Annotated in this window: 16 protein-coding genes and 1 pseudogene; 7 read left to right on the plus strand and 10 right to left on the minus strand. The window is 42.7% G+C overall.

The annotated features are described in order from the left end of the window. The first annotated feature begins 976 nt into the window (after positions 1-976). Positions 977-1,456, plus strand: coding sequence for a Fur family transcriptional regulator (locus tag AB4160_RS02580; RefSeq protein ID WP_102436250.1), 480 nt, complete (start codon positions 977-979; stop codon positions 1,454-1,456). Positions 1,457-1,812: 356 nt separating this feature from the next. Here the strand turns inward: AB4160_RS02580 and AB4160_RS02585 are convergent, their stop codons facing one another. Together AB4160_RS02585 and AB4160_RS02590 are read right to left on the minus strand one after the other, a co-directional pair. Then, the gene (locus tag AB4160_RS02585; protein WP_372003526.1) at positions 1,813-3,927 is read right to left on the minus strand and encodes a TonB-dependent siderophore receptor; all 2,115 of its coding nucleotides are present in this window, start codon (positions 3,925-3,927) and stop codon (positions 1,813-1,815) included. Positions 3,928-4,468: 541 nt separating this feature from the next. After that, positions 4,469-5,026: a hypothetical protein gene (locus tag AB4160_RS02590; RefSeq protein WP_102475426.1), complete on the minus strand. Its 558-nt coding sequence runs from the start codon at positions 5,024-5,026 to the stop codon at positions 4,469-4,471. A gap of 1,268 nt (positions 5,027-6,294) precedes the next feature. Between AB4160_RS02590 and AB4160_RS02595 the strand changes: the two genes are divergently transcribed. From AB4160_RS02595 to cydX, 3 genes are read left to right on the plus strand one after another with little or no spacing between them, the layout of a single operon-like run. Continuing rightward, a complete protein-coding gene (locus tag AB4160_RS02595) occupies positions 6,295-7,851 on the plus strand; it encodes a cytochrome ubiquinol oxidase subunit I (RefSeq protein ID WP_102438741.1) in 1,557 nt (518 codons plus the stop codon). 15 nt (positions 7,852-7,866) lie between these two features. Next, a complete protein-coding gene (gene cydB, locus AB4160_RS02600; protein WP_102438739.1) occupies positions 7,867-9,006 on the plus strand; it encodes a cytochrome d ubiquinol oxidase subunit II in 1,140 nt (379 codons plus the stop codon). 13 nt (positions 9,007-9,019) lie between these two features. Further along, a complete protein-coding gene (gene cydX, locus AB4160_RS02605; protein WP_102438737.1) occupies positions 9,020-9,145 on the plus strand; it encodes a cytochrome bd-I oxidase subunit CydX in 126 nt (41 codons plus the stop codon). 126 nt (positions 9,146-9,271) lie between these two features. Here the strand turns inward: cydX and AB4160_RS02610 are convergent, their stop codons facing one another. From AB4160_RS02610 to AB4160_RS02620, 3 genes and pseudogenes are all read right to left on the minus strand, one after another. Next, entirely contained in the window at positions 9,272-9,754 is a 483-nt protein-coding gene (locus AB4160_RS02610; RefSeq protein ID WP_102438736.1) for a DM13 domain-containing protein, read from the minus strand. 128 nt (positions 9,755-9,882) lie between these two features. Beyond that, positions 9,883-10,146, minus strand: a pseudogene (locus AB4160_RS02615) (methyl-accepting chemotaxis protein); the annotation flags it as partial. Next, positions 10,110-10,319 (minus strand): ATP-binding protein, encoded by a 210-nt coding sequence (locus AB4160_RS02620; protein WP_372003528.1) that lies wholly within the window; start codon positions 10,317-10,319, stop codon positions 10,110-10,112. The gene AB4160_RS02620 and the pseudogene AB4160_RS02615, both read right to left, overlap by 37 nt. A 141-nt stretch (positions 10,320-10,460) precedes the next feature. Here AB4160_RS02620 and AB4160_RS02625 point away from each other — a divergent pair, with 141 nt between their 5' ends. Then, the gene (locus AB4160_RS02625; RefSeq protein WP_372003530.1) at positions 10,461-11,354 is read left to right on the plus strand and encodes a LysR substrate-binding domain-containing protein; all 894 of its coding nucleotides are present in this window, start codon (positions 10,461-10,463) and stop codon (positions 11,352-11,354) included. A 50-nt stretch (positions 11,355-11,404) separates the two neighbouring features. Here the strand turns inward: AB4160_RS02625 and AB4160_RS02630 are convergent, their stop codons facing one another. Genes AB4160_RS02630 through AB4160_RS02640 form a run of 3 tightly spaced genes read right to left on the minus strand, consistent with a single transcriptional unit; the run spans position 11,405 to position 14,110 of the window. Continuing rightward, positions 11,405-11,971 (minus strand): LUD domain-containing protein, encoded by a 567-nt coding sequence (locus tag AB4160_RS02630; protein ID WP_102475424.1) that lies wholly within the window; start codon positions 11,969-11,971, stop codon positions 11,405-11,407. 1 nt (position 11,972) lies between these two features. Continuing rightward, positions 11,973-13,355 (minus strand): lactate utilization protein B, encoded by a 1,383-nt coding sequence (locus AB4160_RS02635; RefSeq protein WP_102438728.1) that lies wholly within the window; start codon positions 13,353-13,355, stop codon positions 11,973-11,975. Positions 13,356-13,366: 11 nt separating this feature from the next. Then, positions 13,367-14,110: a (Fe-S)-binding protein gene (locus tag AB4160_RS02640; protein ID WP_076540150.1), complete on the minus strand. Its 744-nt coding sequence runs from the start codon at positions 14,108-14,110 to the stop codon at positions 13,367-13,369. Between the two features lie 375 nt (positions 14,111-14,485). On the opposite strand from AB4160_RS02640, the gene AB4160_RS02645 reads away from it, so the two are divergent. After that, the gene (locus AB4160_RS02645; protein WP_372003533.1) at positions 14,486-14,977 is read left to right on the plus strand and encodes a LysR family transcriptional regulator; all 492 of its coding nucleotides are present in this window, start codon (positions 14,486-14,488) and stop codon (positions 14,975-14,977) included. Between the two features lie 143 nt (positions 14,978-15,120). Here the strand turns inward: AB4160_RS02645 and AB4160_RS02650 are convergent, their stop codons facing one another. Both AB4160_RS02650 and AB4160_RS02655 read right to left on the minus strand, forming a co-directional pair. Then, positions 15,121-18,195 carry an efflux RND transporter permease subunit gene (locus AB4160_RS02650; RefSeq protein ID WP_372003535.1) on the minus strand — a complete coding sequence of 1,025 codons (3,075 nt, stop codon included), beginning with the start codon at positions 18,193-18,195 and terminating at the stop codon, positions 15,121-15,123. Beyond that, positions 18,192-19,310, minus strand: coding sequence for an efflux RND transporter periplasmic adaptor subunit (locus AB4160_RS02655; RefSeq protein ID WP_372003537.1), 1,119 nt, complete (start codon positions 19,308-19,310; stop codon positions 18,192-18,194). Before AB4160_RS02655 ends, AB4160_RS02650 begins: the two co-directional genes overlap by 4 nt. 247 nt (positions 19,311-19,557) lie before the next feature. Between AB4160_RS02655 and AB4160_RS02660 the strand changes: the two genes are divergently transcribed. Beyond that, positions 19,558-20,199: a TetR/AcrR family transcriptional regulator gene (locus AB4160_RS02660; protein WP_303446063.1), complete on the plus strand. Its 642-nt coding sequence runs from the start codon at positions 19,558-19,560 to the stop codon at positions 20,197-20,199. Positions 20,200-20,310: the final 111 nt, after the last annotated feature.

A 20,310-nucleotide genomic window follows, 5' to 3' on the forward strand; every position in this document is an offset into this window, starting at 1 on the left:
ACCAAATTTATACTTCATTTTAATTGGCTCAGTTATGCTAGATCATCACTTCAATCTAATCCATTGCCTGCCGCAGGTAATGTATAGGATATACAAATGTCGCGATCACATGGTCAATGATGTTCCCGACATCATCATGACATTTCCCAAATCCCTATGGGTCAGATGTGAAAGAGCGACCTTTTGTGCAGATACAACTGCGAGACGCTGCATTCTTTATATAAGTCAAAAGGTCCATGTAAGCTCTGCCAAAACAAATAACATCCATGTTAAACGGCCAGTTCGGCATCTCTGCCTCTCGCTCATAGCGTTTCACGCTGTGAAACTTCGCTATGTTTTGGTCAAATTTGTTCCAGAAAAATAATGACATTCTTGCCATCCTTGGCAGTCAGAGCTCGCTGCTGCATCTACACTGGGATTATTCTCTCTTCGATTTGGCTGTATTCGTGGCAATTAAAAAAGCTAAAAAACCCAAGAATCTAATCAGCTAAAAGACTTCATATGAATTGAGGTCATCGAGAAAAGGCCGTGAGCTTGGCATGGATGCCAAGCTAGCTTTCGTTAGGCCATGGACGGCCTATCGGAAGCGTTAGGGCTTTTCGACAATGACCGAAGCAGTCTACAAACGAAGTTAAAAGCTGGATCAATCCCCATCGAAAATCATGCGCTTTTCAGCATTTTTCGTTAGGGGCGCTGAGGGTTTGTTAAGGGCTTCTTTTGTAAAATGTGTGCGCTTTCCCCCTTGACTCTGCTCTTTGCAAAAGAAGGGGCGAAGCGCCACGACGTTAATCCAAACGGAGTTTGGAAATACAAAAAGGAAACCAATGGTCTAAATTAGCTAAGCGCCGAAAAACGGTTTAAAATCACAAAAAATAGCAATTATTTAATGCTGTTAAGATGTTCTATTTTTTATCATTTACAATGTCAGTCCGACAAGAAATAATAACAACAATAACGATTTCTCTTGAGCTTATCTATGCCTACTTCTAATAACACTGAAATTTTTGCTAAAGCAGAACAACTATGTCACGACAATGGTGTAAAGCTAACGGCAAAAAGAAAGAATGTTTTAGGTGTATTACTTAACTCTAGCAAACCCTTATCAGCCTATGAAATCGTTGATATTTACCGTGCGACACACCAAGAATCATTAGCACCGATGTCTGTTTATCGTATGCTGGATATACTCAGTGAACTGCCTTTAGTGCATAAGCTATCATCTGAAAATAAGTACCTTGCTTGTTCACACATCACTTGCGCTCACAAGCACCAAGTACCGCAGTTTTTGATTTGTAAAAGTTGCGGCAAAGTGGCCGAGAAGGGCATTCAAGCCAGCGTGATCGAGGCTTTAAAAGAGAGCATTCAACAAGCGGACTTTCAACTGCTCAACTCTCAAATAGAATTACAATGCTTGTGTAATGACTGTGCTAACCCTAGTGAAAAGCCCAATGATTAACGCATTCTTTATATTTGACACTTGAGCCACTCAGCCCAACTGATAGATTCACCTCTGATATCCTCAACAAAAAAGCGACCCTAAGGTCGCTTAATGTCATTGTGGTACTAAAACAATGCAGTTTGAGTTTACACCGCGGACTTGCCCCTTGTCAGTCGGGACTAGTGACAAGGTTTAACGCTATCAAATTTAACTATCAAATTTAACTATCAAATTTAACTATCCAAATAGCGTTAGTGGCGATGCTAAGACAATGAAGTTTGGGGTTTACCGCGGAGTTGACTGATGTCAATGAGCAGTGAAAACCTTAAACAGAAGCCGTATTAGCAAGTCCAAGCAGCAATTAATGCTGAAAATTAGAATTGATACTTAACACTCGCGGTGAAATTAATCGGCTCACCCGGCATAGTCCATAACCTGTGATAGGAGCTTTCAAAGTATTGCTCATTAAACAGGTTATTCACATCAAGCATTACACTAAACTTGCTGCTTAACTCTATCGCTGCGGATAGGTTCACTAAGGTGTATGCAGGTAAAATATAATCAGGTGATGTGGTTTCACCTAGACGGTCGCCAACGTAATTGACCGTAGCGCCAAAATAAGCTTCTTTACCCATAATGTCAGTATAATGTCTTAGGGCCACATGACCGACATGCTCTGCAACGTTGATTAAACGTGAACCTTTAGGGATTGGCACGCCCCAGTCATTATCAATCAAATCGTTTGCTGTTCTTGCATCGGTATAAGCGTAGGCTAACTCAATGCTGGTATCAGCCGTTAGTAAGGTGGTCAGCTGAAACTCAACTCCCTGACTTTCAACCTCACCTAAAGTCGCAGAAAGCCCTGTGTCTGGCTCTGCTGTTAACATATTGGTTTTGCTGGCATCAAACAGTGCAAGGCTACCGGAGAACCTGTCAGCGACATTTTGCCATTTAAGACCGACTTCGAAAGATTTAGTTTGTTCTGGGTCAAAAGCATTTCTGTCTGAATCAAGCCCAGGATTAGGTCTGAAACCTTCAGCGTAGCTGGTGTAAATATTGATATTGTCATCCAATTCATAGACAAAACCGAAACGAGAAGATACTTCAGTTTGATCTTGCTCTTGAGACTCATTATCCAGTTTATTGACAATGTGCTGATTAAAGCTATCGACTCTGAAGCCCAATAACAGCTTGGCTTTATCAGTCAACTCAATTAAATCTTGGGCGTAAAAACCAAGGCCTTTTTGCTCTTCAAAGGTTAAGGTTGTTGGTGTGGTTTCAGGCTGATACATAGTGTAATCAGGGTTATTAGGGTTGATTGAGTATGTCGCATCGCCCGAACCCCAAGCGGTTCGCCACACTCTATAATCAGTATCTAGCTGGAAGTTATAATAATCTAACCCAATTAATAGATTATTGGTCATTTCACCAAGCTCTACGTCACCGCTAACTTCAAAACGCGCCGAGAAGTCTTGCGCCTGATAATCACGCTCTCTTCTTTGTCTTGATAAGGTATTTGGGTCGCTATAAATCAGCTGGCGGCCGTCAGATAGTTCAGCATCTGAAGATTGACCTTTAAAGGATGAATCCCGATAAGCTAAACCGGCTAATAAGTGCCACGAGTTATTAAGCTGATGATTTAATAGTAGTTGGTGTCCTAGCGCTTCAACTTTATGGGCTCCGTCTCGGGTATCACCATAAAATGCGGCAGTATCGACAGCGTCAAAATCATTATCTAATACATAGACACCGCGATCTAACGGCTTGCTTTGATGTAGAATTTCCATTTCATAACTTAAGCTGGTGGCGTCAGAGATATTCCACAAAAGTGACGGGCTTAAATTCAAGCTTTCAATATCAACATGGTCACGAAAGGTATCTGAATCTTCGTAAAAGCCATTGATGCGGTAAGCAACATCGTCACTAATGCCTTTGGTGTGATCAAATTCCACTTGTTTTTGATTGAAATTACCTAAGGTTCCCTGAATATAACCTTGTTCATCAAATTGCGGCTTTTTAGTGATGATATTGACCGTGCCACCCGGTTCACCTTGTCCGTACAGTGCTGAGCCTGGCCCTTTCATTACTTCAATGGTTTCAATATTGGCGGTATTTCTGTTGCCGTTATAACCTCGCGAGTTAAAGCCATTTACTAAGTAACCTGTCGGGTTATTTTCGTCGCCCGAAAAACCGCGAATAGCAAAGCTATCAAACATACCGCCAGAGTTATTTTGCCTTACGATACTAGGCGAAAAGTCCAAGGCGTCCATGAAACGAGTAATGCCCTCGTTTTTGATGGTATCGGCATTAATTCTATCTACTGCTTGGGGAGTATCAATCAATGGTACGTTGCCTCGGTAAGGCTGCCAAAGTCTATTTACCTCAATGCGCTCAATATCATCATTAGTTTCTGAGGTTGGGTTATTGCTATCTTGCGCTAACGCACCATTAGAAATGACAATAATTGAATATAGAAAATGCTTTTTCACGTGCTTTGCCCTATCAAGGATGGATTAAAAAGGCAATGTTATAACATATCATTTATTTCATCAAAGTGAAGCCAGTAACAAACAGTCACTTTGGCCACTTAAGGGTTTTGAAATACATAAAGCTATTGAGTACGGCAAACAGAAAGTCCGCTGCTGGTACTTTTTAGCGGGGACAGTGAAAAACCAGTTAATCCCAAAGGAGTTTCGAGGTTCAGAAAGGGCGCATCTGGCTTAAACAGGAGATCTTTATTAATCCCATAGTTAAATACAAATAGTTAAATACAAATAGTTAAATACAAATAGTTAAATACAAATAGTTAAATACAAATAGTTAAATACAAAGAGCTAGATGCAGAATGTTAAATTAAAACATTTAAATACAGTAGGTTAGGCGCAATCTGTTAGGTGGAATTAATTAGAGACAAATAGTTAGGTGCAATTTATTAGGTGGGATTAATTTGGGACATATAGTTAGATGCGATTTGTTAGGTGAAATTAATTCGAGACAATTAGTTAGATAGCATTATTAAACTATAAATAGTTAGCGGCAAATTGCGCTAATATCGCACCTTTTTCCTGTCGATTTAGAGTCCTTATCAAAGGCTATTTTAAGTTTTACCATTGAGTGTGTTACTGCTGCAGATAAGTTCACATTTTCAATCACGAAACAGCCTTTCGACTCGCATCTTTTATCAAAACCTATGTGTTCATCACCATGGGATCCTATTCCGTAGCTGTCAATAACGATAAAGGCGGGCGCGTTAAGTAGAATTTGCTCAATAGCATCACTGGTTAGCGCAGTATTCATAACGCCATAGTTTGGCGTGCCGTAACCATTTTGCTCAATGTTTGCGGTAAAAAGTACCAATGCTTTGTCTGCTAACGCTAAAGGCTCTAAATCATCCACTGACGGCATTTCGTGAGTACAATTTATAACAACGACATCGACTTCATACTGTGCTTCTAATGGCTCTGAATCGTAACAATCAATATGAGTACCTATGTGACCAAAAGCGCCGACGGCGTCAGACTGCTTTTTTGCCCATTCATAGGCAGGGTGGCCGCTTTCAATAACAAGGCTTAGCTTTTGTTCATGCATATGTCATCTCTTTAGGATTCATCGCCAACGAGTATTGGGCGGGGGCAACTAATGGGCAATATATAGATTATTATATGATTATATAAGCAGTAGTGTCCTAACTTATGTGTCCTAACTTAGAGGTTATGGCTATGCATTGATTACTCTGTTGCAAGCGCCAATGATAAGCAAACTTTAAATTAGACAATAAAAAGCCCCTTAGAATATTAATCCTAAAGGGCCGATTATTGCTCTATGTTGCAAGAGCTGTTTTGCGCTAACAAAACATCAAGGGTAAACGTCCAACGGATTTAGCAAGCAATTGCATACTTAATGCGTCTTTAGTTTTATTGCTGCTAACACTCACCTAAATTGTAGGTATTGATGCTAGCAACAACATAATAGCGTTTAGTACGATTTGTGCATTTCAACAAAGATACGTTTGTAGCTGTTGATTACGCGATCAAATAATTTAGTCATCTTTTAAATCTCCACTCAGTAATAATTTCAAATTAGTAGAGTTGGGGATGTAACTTGAAATCCATTCTGTTCAAGTCCAATCGACCTTCTCTCAACACGGGGCGAATATTAAAGCCTGCCGATGTTTTTCTCAAACGAGTTAAATTAATCTAACGCATTAGCAAAACTAATGAGTGAGATGTGGCTGTCTGCTTTGTTTTTGAACTATTATTTTTATTTGTTATTTATATTCAATAGTTTAATTATTTAAATTAAAGCTGTAAGGGTTAAAATATATATCCCATGGTTTTGTTTTGATCTAATTTTGTTGCTTAGGTTAAATTCATTAGCAAAACATGGATTAGGGAACACTATTTTAAAAAAATGTAAAAAAATCCCTAGCAATATTTGGGGTATTGGTCAATACATAAAAGTTGGTAGTTTGCGCTATTGCCCAAAACCCACAGAAAACCCATTAAGGGTGGCAAGTTTGATTGATTTGAATCAAATTTAGATGATATAAAATAGAGGTGTGCACCATTAATTATTTTTATAAGTAACTGTTTTTGCTGATTTTATGATTTTGGTGGGCTTGGTTTATTTGCGCTGTGTCACCCTTTGCTATCTTGGTGTGACAAACGTCTCACTATTGTGGTGCTAAGGCGAAATAAACTAAAAACGAAATTGAGTTACGGTAGTCTTAAAATAACAATTCATTAACCTGTTTTTTTGGGTGCTGCTTTAGATTAATAAATTTATTTCCTGCAATAACACTTTTGTTTTTGAGGAAGTCGACATGACATTTGGATGTACTGGGTAAGGAGTCGCCAATGATTATTGAAGAGGTTGTTGAACTGTCACGGTTACAGTTCGCGCTAACAGCCATGTACCACTTTATATTTGTACCTTTAACCTTAGGTCTAGCGTTTATTTTGGCTATTATGGAATCCGTTTACGTGATGACTAATAACCAAATCTACAAAGACATGACTAAGTTTTGGGGTAAGTTATTCGGAATTAACTTTGCTTTAGGTGTTACCACCGGTTTAGCAATGGAATTCCAGTTCGGTACTAACTGGGCGTATTTCTCACATTATGTGGGTGATATTTTTGGTGCTCCACTGGCGATTGAAGGCTTAATGGCTTTCTTCTTAGAATCTACCTTAGTGGGTATGTTCTTCTTCGGTTGGGATCGCTTTAGTAAGCGTCAACATTTAGCGGTTACTTGGTTAGTTGCTATCGGCTCTAACATGTCAGCTTTATGGATCCTGATTGCTAATGGTTGGATGCAAAACCCAGTAGGATCAGTGTTTAACTATGAAACAATGCGTATGGAAATGACCAGCTTCGCTGAAGTACTGTTCAACCCTGTTGCGCAAGTTAAGTTTGTTCATACAGTCGCATCAGGTTATGTTGCCGGCGCGATGTTCGTCTTGGCAATTAGTTCTTACTTTATCCTTAAAGGTCGTGATTTACCGTTTGCCCGTCGCTCGTTTGCGATTGCTGCAAGTTTTGGTATGGCGTCAATCCTATCGGTAATGGTACTAGGCGATGAGTCTGGCTATGAAGTAGGTGAAGTACAGCGCGTTAAATTAGCGGCAATTGAAGCGGAATGGCACACTGAGCCAGCACCAGCGGCCTTTACTGCAGTGGGTTTCCCAAATCAAGAAACCATGCACACTGACTACGCGATTAAGATCCCATACGTAATGGGGATCATTGCAACGCGTTCTTTAGATGAGCAAGTGACTGGTATTATCGACTTAATCGACGAGCATGAAATTCGTATCCGTAACGGTATGATTGCTTACTCTTTACTAGAACAACTTCGTGCAGGTAATGAAACAGAGCAAATTCGTGCTGATTTTGAAATGACCAAAGGCGATTTAGGCTATGGTCTACTGCTAAAACGTTACACAGAAAATGTAGTCGATGCGACAGAAGAGCAAATTAAAGCTGCCGCTAAAGACTCTATTCCTAACGTTGCCCCTATGTTCTGGTCATTCCGTATCATGGTTGCGTGTGGCGTGATTATGCTATTGGTATTTGCTGCGGCATTCTGGCAAAGCACCCGTCATAAAATTGAAGAAAAACCATGGGTATTACGTGCAGCGCTATACAGCTTGCCACTACCTTGGATTGCAATTGAATGTGGTTGGTTTGTGGCAGAGTATGGTCGTCAACCTTGGACCATTTCAGAAGTCTTACCGACCTTTATGTCAGCATCAACGCTAACGCCAGGTGATATATGGTTCAGTATCATTTCAATCACTGTGTTCTACTCAATACTATTAGTGATCGAAATGTTCTTAATGTTTAAGTTTGCTCGTCTTGGCCCATCATGCCTTAAGACAGGTAGATATCATTTTGAAAACCAAGATGCTTAATCTGAGGACCTGATTATGTTTGATTATGAAATGCTAAGATTTATCTGGTGGGCTCTGGTTGGCGTATTGCTAGTTGGGTTTGCTGTGACAGATGGTTTTGATATGGGTGTGGGTGCGTTATTACCAATTATTGGTAAAGACGACACTGAGCGCCGTATCATGATTAACTCGATTGCCCCTCATTGGGATGGTAACCAAGTTTGGTTAATTACTGCAGGTGGTGCGTTATTTGCTGCTTGGCCAACAGTATATGCCGTGTCGTTCTCGGGTTTTTATGTGGCAATGATGTTGGTGTTATTCGCCTTATTCCTGCGCCCTGTTGGTTTTGATTACCGCTCAAAAATTGAAGATCCAAAATGGCGTAAGTCGTGGGATTGGGCCTTGTTTGTCGGTGGTTTTGTACCTCCATTAGTTATCGGTGTTGCTTTTGGTAACTTATTACAAGGTGTACCGTTTGAGTTCGATGAATACCTACGTGCAACTTATCAAGGTGGCTTACTAGGCCTACTAAACCCATTTGGTTTATTAGCTGGCTTAATCAGTGCACTTATGATGATGATGCAAGGTGCTTCATGGTTACAAATGAAAACCGAAGGTGAGCTACGTGTTCGCGCTGCTAAAGCATCACAAGTGTGTGGTTTGTTAGTGACAGTGTTGTTTGCTGCTGCGGGTGTTTGGTTAGTAAATGGTATTGACGGTTATGTGGTTACTTCAGTAATCGATACTGCTGGTCCTTCTAATCCAACGGCTAAAACTGTTGCTATAGAAGCAGGCGCATGGTTAGTTAACTATGACAAGTATCCTCTGACTATGCTGTTCCCAGCATTAGGTTTGTTGATGCCAATCTTGGTGATTCTAGCAAGTCGCTTTAACCGAAGTGGTTTTGCATTCTTATTTAGCTCACTAGCTATTGCAGGCATTATCGTGACATGTGGCGCATCAATGTTCCCATTCGTCATGCCTTCATCGCTTGATCCAAATGTGAGCTTAACGATGTGGGATGCAACCGCAAGTGAAATGACCCTTAATGTGATGACTTGGGCGGCGATTATTTTCGTACCGACAGTATTAAGTTACACCATTTGGACTTACTACAAGATGTTTGGTCGCTTAAACCGCGACTTCATTGAAAAGAACAAAGCATCACTTTATTAATTAAGGAGCCATTATGTGGTATTTCGCTTGGATTTTAGGTGTATTACTGGCCTGTGCTTTTGGCATCATTAATGCGCTTTGGCTTGAAAACACTGAAAACTTAGACCGTATTAGCGAGTCTGAAGCTAAAAATAAGTAAGTGTTTTAAGTTGTAAAATATCAAACCCTGCCTAGTGCAGGGTTTTTTATTGTTTAAAATTAGCTGATGGGTGAAATAAGGGAAGCAAGCTTACAAAGGTTGAATGAGTTATCTTTTTTAAAGCGCTTAAATAGACTGGTACTGGGCTGCGGTAATAAACTGACCAAAGCTTTCACACCAAATAATGATGGTGTTGTAAGTTGCGATATCCACCTCTTTTGGTATTGGCACTAAGAAATTGTTGAAGGTTTTGATGTCGGCCACTTGCACCATCGTTGATTTTAAACGGTTAAAATCCGCTTCTGTTTCTACAAACTCTTTGGCCAAATACACTTTAAAGTCAGGACCTGGTGACAGCTTGCCATTCAATGCAATAAATTCATCGCCTAGGGTCACTTTGCCTTCGCCCCAATGCAATGCGTCGCTATCTTTGAGGTTACGGCTGAATTGACCTGTAAAGCGTTGCACAGAGTCAATTGACTGCACTTGCTCGCGACTTGGTGCATCTGGTGCAGTAAGAATAGGTAAGGTATAAATGCCCGCGCCAAAGCCAATGGCGAGTACGAGTGCATGGGTTGAAAGTAGTGCGATAACGGTGCGTTTTTTCATTCTGTACCTGTTCTGTCATTAAAGTGGTAGTTAATCGTAACCTCATTATCAAATAAAGGGGCATGAACTTTACCGTTCATGCCCCTTATAACGACCTGAGTTAACAATCTTTTATTACAAACAAATGATTAAATTTTAAAGAAGTTAATCTTGGTTTTTAGCTCTCCTGCTAGCGCTGTTAGCCCGTCAGCGACTTCAACGGTTTCTCCGGCGCGCTCTTGCCCTTCATTGGCAAGGGACGATATCTGATGCAAGTTGCGGGTGATTTCATCAGCAACGGCGCTTTGCTGCTCTGTGGCGCTAGCGATACAGCTAGAGAAAGTGGCAAGTTCACCAATACTGGCTGTGATTTGACTTAATTGCTCACTGGTTTGCATTCCCTGTTTGGCTGAAACACCTTGTCTTTCTCGCTATCAGAAATACCTGGGCCGTTATCACTAATGATAAAACCGTTGGCGGTTAGCTCAACGTTAATGGCGGCATTAACGCCTGCGTATTTAGTGGCGTTTTCTAATAGATTATATATGGCCCGAAACAGCAGTGTGGCATCCCTTTGAATAGACAAGCGCAGGTTTTTTTATTGTTTTTTCCTTGTTCTAAATTAGTAGGCTGCTGATTCTCATTATTTCCCCAATAAGGCCCATAACCCACTAGGTGACAGAGGGACTTTTTATTACAATAGTTATTTCGCTACCAGAGAGTTGATATGTCCAATAATGCCGGTGCCGAGATTGCGCTAATCCATTTGTTTGTGCATTTAGTCAATGCGGGTAGTTTTACTCAAGTGGCCAAAGAGCTGCAAATGCCTGTGGCTACCGTAAGCCGCAAAATTTCGAAGCTTGAAGCCCACCTTAATACGCAGCTGATTATGCGTAGTACTCGGCGAATTCGCTTAACAGAAGAAGGCGGGGCATTGTTTGAACGCTATCAAGGGGTGATAGCGCAACTTGATGTGCTAAACCATCCATCGAAAGCGAAGCCCGAAGGTACCCTGCGTTTAGCTACGCCAATTTCTATTACCTCGATGTTGCTGATGGAAGCGATAACCGAGTTTTCTATCGCGTATCCTGATATTCAATTGCACATTAGCCAAAATAACCAGACCATTGATTTAATTGATGAAGGTGTTGATGTCGCCATTGTAGGCGGAGCGCAGCCAGATTCATCTTGGGTGTCTAAGTTATTTGGGGTGCTGCATTATGGTTTGTTTGCCGCGCCTAGTTATTTAGACAAAGTGGCAGCAGTGAGCCATCCTAAGCAGCTAGTTGAGCATAATTTAGTAAAAATGTGGCCGCTGTTTAATTGGGTTTTAATTCATAAACAGTTGGGGGAGTTTTACTATGAGGGCCCGGCAAAACTGACCTTATCGGATATTCACGGCGCGGTGAAAGCAACTGTAGCAGGAGCGGGGATCATGTATGGTCCCACTAAGTTTGTTGAGCAAGAAGTGGCATCTGGGGCGTTAGTGCCAGTGCTACCTCAGTGGCAGGGTGAGACGAGGCGTATTTCGCTGTTATACCATCAGCGCAGTCATCAGCCACTAAAAGTACAATTGTTTTTAGATTTTATGTTGTCAAAGTCAGCCTCTATATTTGGCTAGCAACTGAACTGTTGCTAGCCAAAAACAGGGTGTAGTTTGTCGATAGATGCCTAAACTAAGTAAACATCTAAACTACAAGCCCCATGGGCACCGACGACTAAGGCTTGCTCAATATCGGCTGTCTTTGAAGGGCCTGCAATAAACACCCCAAATGACGGTACAGCACTATTAATTAACTTCATCGCTTGATGCATGTCTTGTACTATGTCATCGGCAGCAATGGTGATAATCAGGTTTTCACAGATAAACGGCGTCACTCGATGGCTTTGGGGTAACGATACCCAAATTGCGCCATTTTCAGCTACTGCTATCTCGCCTTTCAGTACGGTAAAGTCAATGTCTTGCATCGCATGGGCAGTGTCAGGCTGCTGACGGTTGCCGCTGACGCCATCAACCATTGATAACACTTGTTTACCTTGGCTGATCAGCTCATGGGTATAGCTGTTTAAGGCAGCAATACCACCTTGTTGAATCAGTTTACCGGCAACGGCGCTGAGGTTAGTGTTAAATGCACTGACTAAGTCCATATCTCGTAATGGGATATCGATAACTGGCATAGTGGCTGTTGCCACGGCAGATTTTTGCAATGCTGCCAAAATGGTATTTTTACTGGACATATTATTGGCCTCTATTACGTTTAAACCAAGCTTCAAAGCTCGACTTTGGTGCCTGTGGTAATTCGCGGTATTTACCCCAAGCGCCAGAAAATGGCTTTAATAAGCTATGGGGTAAAATACGTAATGATGTTCTTGCCGCGCTCATTGAGCAGTTCATCGCTGTGGTACTACTCATAAATTTACCGACTAATGGCATGTAATGCTTTTTGCCATAAGGTAAGCGGTTTTGCTCGGCTTTAATGCGGCGGTGGCGGGCAATAATTTTATCCAGCGGCACTTGTGTTGGGCAGACAAAGCTACAACTGCCACAGAGAGTACATCCCCAAGGCATAGAGTCCGTTTTGTCGTGCTGCGCGCCTACTGCAATCCCAATAGGGCCAGGGATGGTGTAGTTATAGCTATAACCACCAGAGCGGCGATACACAGGGCAGGTATTTAAACAGCCACCACAACGAATACACTTCAGTGACTCGGCTAAAATACTGTCTTGCATCATTGCGCTGCGGCCATTATCAACAATAATAATGTGCATCTCACCATCTGGCTTTGGCGCGTTGTAGAAAGACGAATAAGAGGTAATAGGTTGGCCAATGGCATTTCTAGCTAAGGTTCTTAATAGTACCCCAGCACTGTCTAAATTGGGCACGACTTTATCAATGCCCATAGAATGCAATTGCAGCGCAGGTAAGTTTGCCCCCATATCAGCATTGCCTTCATTGGTGCACACCATGACGCCACCTTGATCGGCAATGGCCATGTTGACCCCTGTCATTGCCGCATCAGCAGATAAAAATTGCGCTCTTAAATGGGCGCGAGCTGCGCGGGTCAGGTAAGTGGGATCAGACTCACCAGCAGTGGTGCCAAGCTTGTGGTGAAATAGTTCACCCACTTCTTCTTTTTTCATGTGAATAGCAGGCACCACAATATGTGATGGCGGCATACCGGCAAGCTGAATAATGCGCTCACCTAAATCGGTATCAATAACTTCAATGCCGCGCTCTTCAAGGTACGGGTTTAAATGACACTCTTCAGTGAGCATTGACTTTGATTTGACCAGCTTTTTGACATTGTGCTTTGCCAAAATACGATGGGCAATTTCATTATGCTCAGCGGCATCTTTAGCCCAATGAACCTGCACGCCATTTTCAAGGCATTTAGCTTCAAATTGCTCAAGATATTGGCCAAGGTTACTTAAGGTATGCAGTTTAATTTCAGAACCTAATTGGCGTAATTTTTCCCACTCAGGAATTTGCTTTGCAGCGCGATCGCGCTTTTCTCTGAGTAACCATAAGGCTTTTGAATGCCAATCGACGCGAGACTCATCGCGGCAAAAAATGTCGGCCTTTCTAGCGTGAGTCGCTTCAGATGAATGATTGTTTGACATAGCAAAGCCTCCTATAGAACTGAGTTAATGATTTGCGCGATATGGCGAGTTTGGATCGGTAATTGTTGGCGGCGGATCATGCCATCAAGGTGCATTAAACATGATGGGTCAAACCCCACAACAAATTCAGCTTGGGTGGCTGCGTGGGCTTGGGCTTTATCTTTGCCCATTTTTGCCGATACTGCGCCTTCGTCTACGGCAAAGGTGCCGCCAAAGCCGCAGCACTCATCACGGCGATCGGGATAGACAATGGTTAAGCCGTCAATATTTTGCAGCACTGCTTCGACTTTATTAAATTGTCTGCCCATGCTTTCGCTTGGAGTGGCAAGACTCAGCATTCTGATCCCGTGACAGCTCATTTGTAGGCTAACCTTGGTATTCAGAGGTTTCGAAAATTGCTTAATTGGGGCAATGTCATGTAAAAATTCGGTCAGTTCATACAGCTTGCTGATAACCTTTTGGGCTTCTGGGCTATTGTCAAACTCATGGAAATTTTCTTTGGCAGCCACTAAGCAAGATGCAGCAGGGCAAACAATGGCATCACACTCAACATTTTTAAAAGCGTTAAGTAGCTTCATGGTGGTGTTTCTTGCTTCGTTAAAGCAGCCTGAGTTGGTCATCGGTTGGCCGCAGCAAGTTTGACCTGAAGGCAATATCACTTCATGGCCAAGCTTTTCTAATAATTCAAGCGTAGCAACGGCGACTTCTGGCAGCATTTGATTGACGAGACAAGGTATAAACAGTGCAATTTTCATAGCATATTCTCTGTTAAGAATAAGAGTAACTGATAGGTCACAGCGCTAATTAAGGTCATAAAAATAGCGCTGTGACATTTAGGAGGATTAATGTACTGTTTTAAATTTGCAAAAAGTAGAGGTAAAAAAGCAAATGTGCGGGTTTACTTTCTCATAAATGCAATAAGTAATCGATGAGGGTTAGGGCATTGCTAATTAAGTAATTGGTTTTATAGTCGCTTTGCCAAATACCTGATGATTTTACTCTATGATCATTTCTGTTTGGTTTTAACAAGATGACTGTTGTTTAAGTGTCAAAAGTCACTTGCCTTGGTTCATGTGTGCGATTTTGTGTTTATCGCTTATGCTCTTAAGGTATCAACTTGGGATCTTGCTATGAACTACGATGTCTCTTTGCTCGACATAAAACTGTTTTTAATGACGCACCAGTTTGGCAATTTTTCTGAAGTTGCTCGCAGGCTAGATATGACGCCGTCTTCAGTGTCACGCAAAATGAATCAATTAGAAGAGAAGGTCGGTACTAAGTTACTGCACCGTCATACGCGGGCTATTTCATTAACTGAAGAAGGTATTGCTTTTGCTAAGCACAGTGCTGAGATTATCCGTCAGTATGATTTAGTATCTCAGCGGATAGAGCAAAAAGCTGATAGCCCCCGTGGCACTGTTAAAATTAGCGCGCCAGTGGCTTTTGCTCGGTTACATATTTCTCCTTTTTTATCCGAGCTGTTAGAGCTGTATCCACTCTTGAATCTGGAAATACATCAAACCGACAGTTTTATGGACCCCGCCCAAGAGGCCATTGATTTACTGGTGCGCATTTACTGGTACGTATTAGGGGGGTGCCGCAAAACTCATCAATGCGGATGAAACAATTTGCCACCCTAAACTATGTCATGGCAGCAAGCCCAAGTCATTTTAAAATTACATTGTGAACCGAAATCCTAGAACAATTAAACATAAAAAACGGCGCTTAATAGCGCCGTTTTGTTATAGGTATAACCGCCTTTATATTAGACGCTTATTGGCTCAAGGCTTGGTTGCTGCAAGGCTTTTTTCTTCATTAATAATAGGTACATAGTTGGCACCCAAATTAACGATAACAAGGTGGTGAGTAAGGTGCCGCCAGCAATCGCTATTGCAAAGGGAGGCCAGAAACCGCCGCCTGCGATAATCAGTGGCAAGAAGCCGCCAATGGTGGTGATAGTGGTTGAGCCAATATGTCTGCCGCAGCCGCTAACAATGTTGATGATGGTTTCAAGGTTGCCAAGTCTTGCCTCTGGCATGTCTTCAAGTTCTGCCAAAATAACAATAGCGGCATTAATGGCCAGCCCCATTAGGCCTAATAAGCCGATAATCACGGTAAAGCCAAACGGAAACCCAAACACATACACTGCCAGCAGACCAAGCCCAGCTGATTGAAATGCGCTTAATAAGATAATCGCAGTTAATCTAAATGAGTTAAAAGACAGCACCACTGTTGCCAGTAATAAGGTCACCACCACTACGATGTTTGACAGTAAATTGCCCACCGCTTCATTGCGTTTGGCGCTTTCACCGCCGATCTCGATATGGTAACCCGCTGGCAACTCAATTTGGGCGAGTTTATCTTTAACATCATTGAGTACTTTTCCGGGCAGTACGCCACTGACAATGTAGGTTTCAATGGTGTTAACCCGCTCGCCATTGCGCCTTGGGATCCCGCCGCGACTGACATTGATTTCATTGTGGGAAATGGCTGACAGCGGAATAATATTGCCATTATTAGACAGTAAATTAAGCTCAGATAAACGAGTGGCTTGCTCTCTTGAGCTATCTGCTAACCTTACTCTTACTGGTAGCGATTCAGTTTGCTCTAAAATACTGCCGCCTATGATACCTGTGGTAGACATTTCAATTTGTTTGGCGATATCAGTTAAGCTTAAGCCGCTCATTAAGCTGGCATCTTCATTGATTTGCATCCACACCTTTGGTGAGCCTGCACTTAAGGTGGCGCGGGTATGGATCACATCTTTGGTTTGCATAAACAAGCCGCGGGCCTGTTCTCCTAGCTGAGTTAATACATCTAATGATGGCCCGTAAATGCGTAATTCAACTGGGGCGTTAAATGGTGGGCCCTGTTCTAGTTTTCTCACTAAAATTTGCGCTTGGGGAAAAGCATCATCAAACTCAGCTTGTAGCGATAAAATCAGTCGATTCGCCGCATCAAAGTCGGTCACTTTGACCATGGCTTGGGCGTAGTTAGCCGCCCCTTGTTGGCGCTGGGTCAGGTTGTAATAAAACGATGGCGTATTGCCGCCAATGACCCAAGTGCTCATTTCAACATCTTCAAGCGCCCGTAAACGCTGATCAATTTGTTCAACTTGCTGACGGGTATTGGCTAAGCTCACATATGGCGCTAAATACACTTCAATTTGAAACATATCCCGATCCGATGGCGGGAAAAACTGCTCGGTCATTTTAGTTGAAGCAACAAAACCGACAACCGGCAAAATACCAATCAGCACAGCGGTGATCACCGGTCTTTTTAAGCCAATGCGTAAACTGGTTTGAAAAGCATGACTAAGACGCGGGAAGGCCATGCCTTTTTGATACCACGCCATAGACGCATTATCTTGGCTAAAACGCCCCGCCAAACCAGCAATGATGGTGTGTGAAATTAAGTATGAGCCCAGTAGAGCAAACATCACTGAAATGGCGATACCGCCAACAAATTCACCTGCAGCGCCGGGCATTAATACTATCGGAGCAAAGGCCAACATGGTGGTAATGGTTGAGCCCGCAAGCGGCAGCCATAAGTGGTGCAAGGTTTTATTCACGGCTTCAAGTTTATTTAAGCCTTGTTTGCGGCGCTGGGCAATAGCATCAACAATTACAATGGCGTTATCCACCATAATCCCCAGTGCCACCACTAAACCAGTGACTGACATTTGGTGGATGGGCAGTCCGGTGTACTTCATACAGGCGAGGGTAAACAAGGCCGTTAGCGGCAGTGATAATGCCACAATCAGCGCATTTCTTAGCCCAAGGGTGAGCATCAGTACCAGTAAAATAATCACAAAGCCTTGGATTAAATTAATGACTAAATCCCCTAGGCGCACACTGGTATAGCCTTGTTGATCAAACAGCCATTGCACTTGAATGTTAGCCGGTAAGTTAGCGCTAAAGTCATCGACCACTTGGCTTACTTGCGCTTGCCATTGATCAACTCGGTTATCGTCAAGCATTCGGGCCGACACCAATACCCCTTCAGCGCCATTAATCAGCGCAATGCTGGTGGCAGGTGTTTTAGGTTGACGGCTAATATTGGCGACATCACCTAGGCGAATGATCTGACCATTAGTATCAATTTTTAACGGCACTTGGCCCACGCGAGTGATTGAATCAAGCTCGCCTGATACTTCTATCAGCGCTTTAAAGGTAGCGTTATTGATTTCACCAGCTGATATTTTACTGTCTGCATTAGACAAAATAGCGGCAATAGCAGCGGGAGTTAATTTAAGTTGACTGATTTTATTGCCATCAAGCTCAACCAGAATTTCTTCATCTGGGGTGCCAGACAAGTTGACGAAGTCAGTGCCATTAAGTACCCGTAACTTGCTTTGCAGCTCTTTAGCATAACGCTTGAGTACGTCAGTTCGAGTTGGGCTGTCGTTTTGCCACACTAAGCCTAAAATCGCGGTGTTGGCGTAACCTGTTTGGTCATCCAAAATGCTGTTTTGCGCCGGTAGCGGCAGTGTAGATTTACTGTCGGCGACTAAATCACGGGCTCGAGACCAAACCGGAGCTGTGTCAGTTACCGTGTCTTTAAGCTCTAACTGGATAACGGAAATGCCCGGGCGCGAGGTAGATTGCACTAGTTTTAATTCTTCTAAGCGGCGCAGTTGATTTTCTAACACTTCAGTGACCAAAGCTTCCACTCGCTCAGCCGATGCGCCGGGGTAATGAGTCACCACCGAAGCAAAGCGGTTGGTAATGTTAGGGTCTTCAGTGCGGGGTAAACTGCTAATGGCGCCTAACCCCGCCACCAATAGCAGGGCAATCATTAAACTTGCTAGCCTGCCATTTTCAACAAAGGCCTTAATCATAATGACCTCGCAACAGCTTGTGAGCTTGGGCTAACAATTTGGCCAACCACCAATTTATGTAAGCCCTGAGTGACTATGACATCATTTTTATCAATCGCGCCATTAATAAAGGCTTGTTGCTGGTTGGTGTAAATAATATCAACGTCGCGGCGCTCTAGTTGGGCTTGTCCGTCAGCATTTTTGGTGACCACAAACACATTCCATAAGCCTCGCATACCATCAGTGAGTGCGGAAATGGGCACCCAGTAACCGGCGCTATTGACCTGTTGTTGGTATTCAAGATAAGCGATTTCACCATTGATCATGCGGCTGTTATTGGGTAAGTCTACCCGCAGCTGCACAGTGCGAGTGACCGCATCGATTTCTGCGCTGATCCCGGCAATGGTGCCACTGTAGGTTTGATTGCCAACAGTGATGTTGACGCTTTGATTGGTTTGCATGGTCATCGCGACCGTGTTTGGCACCCCAATATAAGCCTGCTGCTGGTTGTTACCAATTAAGGTAAACACCGGACTACCCAAGGCGATAACTTCGCCGATATTATGGTGACGCTTACTGATGTTGCCATCAAAAGGCGCCACTAATGTGGATTTTGCTAGCTTTAATTCGGTGGCATGAAGCGAGGCTTGTAGGCGTTTTTGATTGGCTTGCAGGCTGGCGACTTGCTGCTGGCTTTCATCAAACTGCTGCTGGGATACATACTGCTTTTTCTTCAGCTTAACGGAGCGATTAAAATTACTTTGCGCTAAATCTAAATCGGCTTGGGTTTGCAGTAGTGACGCCGCTAATTGTTGCTGCTCAGCCTGAAGTAATTGGGTATTAAGCTTGGCCAGTTGTTGCCCTTTAATGACGCTATCGCCACTATCAACAACAATGTCGCTTAATTTGCCCGCCAGTTCAAAGCCTATGGCGGTGGTATCGCTTGAGCGCACAATACCCGTGTATCGCTGCTGCTGAAGGTAACTGCTACTGGCATTAAGTGGCTGGGTCATCACATTAGGAATAGTCACTGTTGCCGTATTGGATATTGCGGCCTCATTACAGGCCGTTAACAAAATCAAACTGATGATAATGCCAAGCTTATTGACGCGACGCTGTACGGTGACTTTATTCATGGTGAACATTCCTATTGCTATTGCAACTTCCTTAATTTCAATTAAACCAAGGCTTAATAGCATTGACCAATTGAATACATCATGTGATGCTGGGCTAATAAAGAACTAGACTGTCTAGTCTATTTTGGTTTTAGTTTATTTCTATAAAACTAGACTGTCCAGTCTAATTTGTGATTAAATGTTATTTATTGTTAAGGCGTGGTTGCGCTTATAGCGAAAACAAACATAAATACAAGAAGATGTGATTATGATAAATGAGGCAAACTCAGCACCGTGCAATCATGGTGCGGTGAAAACTCGTAGCGAACAAAAACGAATGCGGATTTTAGATGCAGCCATTGAGCTTTTTTGCGTGCAAGGTTTTCCTAATACCAGTATGGATTTGGTCGCGAAAAAAGCTGAAGTCTCTAAGCAAACGGTGTATTCACACTTTGGTTCTAAAGATGAGTTATTTGTCGCGGCGATAGAATCTAAGTGTGTGGTGCATCAACTGACCGGCAACTTATTAAGTGACTCACTCAATGCTGAGCAAACAATAGTTACCTTTGCGAAACAGTTTAGTGATTTGGTTGTGAGTGAAGAAGTATTAGCAGTTTTCAAAACTTGTCTTGCTCATGCTGATAGCCATCCTGAGTTATCAAAGCTGTATTTTGATGCCGGTCCTAAGCATATTTTAGCCTTGCTGGCGGATTACTTTACCGCGGTGAATCAGCACGGTGAGTATTATTTCCCCCAGCCCCATGACAGCGCCGTTCGCTTAAGTTTAATGCTTTTTGGTGAGCTGAAGCTGCGTTTAGAGCTGCGCCTAGATGCCACAGACTTAATGCCTAAACGGGCGCAATATATTGAAGATACCACGCAGATGTTTTTAAAAGCCCATCGAGTGTAGCAGCGGTAAGCTGGGTTATCGCAAACTGGCTTAGATAACATGGTTATCAGCGCTGAAAAGTGTCATAAAATATTGAAATAGTGATCCAATTTAAAAGCGTTCCAGTATAGA

The sequence above is a fragment of the Shewanella sp. 10N.286.51.B8 genome, from assembly GCF_041469325.1.
Taxonomy (GTDB): domain Bacteria; phylum Pseudomonadota; class Gammaproteobacteria; order Enterobacterales; family Shewanellaceae; genus Shewanella.

Coding starts and splice junctions, on each gene's coding strand:
- AB4160_RS02580 (WP_102436250.1), top strand. CDS start 977: ATGCCTACTTCTAATAACACTGAAATTTTTGCTAAAGCAGAACAACTA.
- AB4160_RS02590 (WP_102475426.1), bottom strand. CDS start 5,026: ATGCATGAACAAAAGCTAAGCCTTGTTATTGAAAGCGGCCACCCTGCC.
- AB4160_RS02595 (WP_102438741.1), top strand. CDS start 6,295: ATGATTATTGAAGAGGTTGTTGAACTGTCACGGTTACAGTTCGCGCTA.
- cydB (WP_102438739.1), top strand. CDS start 7,867: ATGTTTGATTATGAAATGCTAAGATTTATCTGGTGGGCTCTGGTTGGC.
- cydX (WP_102438737.1), top strand. CDS start 9,020: ATGTGGTATTTCGCTTGGATTTTAGGTGTATTACTGGCCTGTGCTTTT.
- AB4160_RS02610 (WP_102438736.1), bottom strand. CDS start 9,754: ATGAAAAAACGCACCGTTATCGCACTACTTTCAACCCATGCACTCGTA.
- AB4160_RS02625 (WP_372003530.1), top strand. CDS start 10,461: ATGTCCAATAATGCCGGTGCCGAGATTGCGCTAATCCATTTGTTTGTG.
- AB4160_RS02630 (WP_102475424.1), bottom strand. CDS start 11,971: ATGTCCAGTAAAAATACCATTTTGGCAGCATTGCAAAAATCTGCCGTG.
- AB4160_RS02635 (WP_102438728.1), bottom strand. CDS start 13,355: ATGTCAAACAATCATTCATCTGAAGCGACTCACGCTAGAAAGGCCGAC.
- AB4160_RS02640 (WP_076540150.1), bottom strand. CDS start 14,110: ATGAAAATTGCACTGTTTATACCTTGTCTCGTCAATCAAATGCTGCCA.
- AB4160_RS02645 (WP_372003533.1), top strand. CDS start 14,486: ATGAACTACGATGTCTCTTTGCTCGACATAAAACTGTTTTTAATGACG.
- AB4160_RS02650 (WP_372003535.1), bottom strand. CDS start 18,195: ATGATTAAGGCCTTTGTTGAAAATGGCAGGCTAGCAAGTTTAATGATT.
- AB4160_RS02655 (WP_372003537.1), bottom strand. CDS start 19,310: ATGAATAAAGTCACCGTACAGCGTCGCGTCAATAAGCTTGGCATTATC.
- AB4160_RS02660 (WP_303446063.1), top strand. CDS start 19,558: ATGATAAATGAGGCAAACTCAGCACCGTGCAATCATGGTGCGGTGAAA.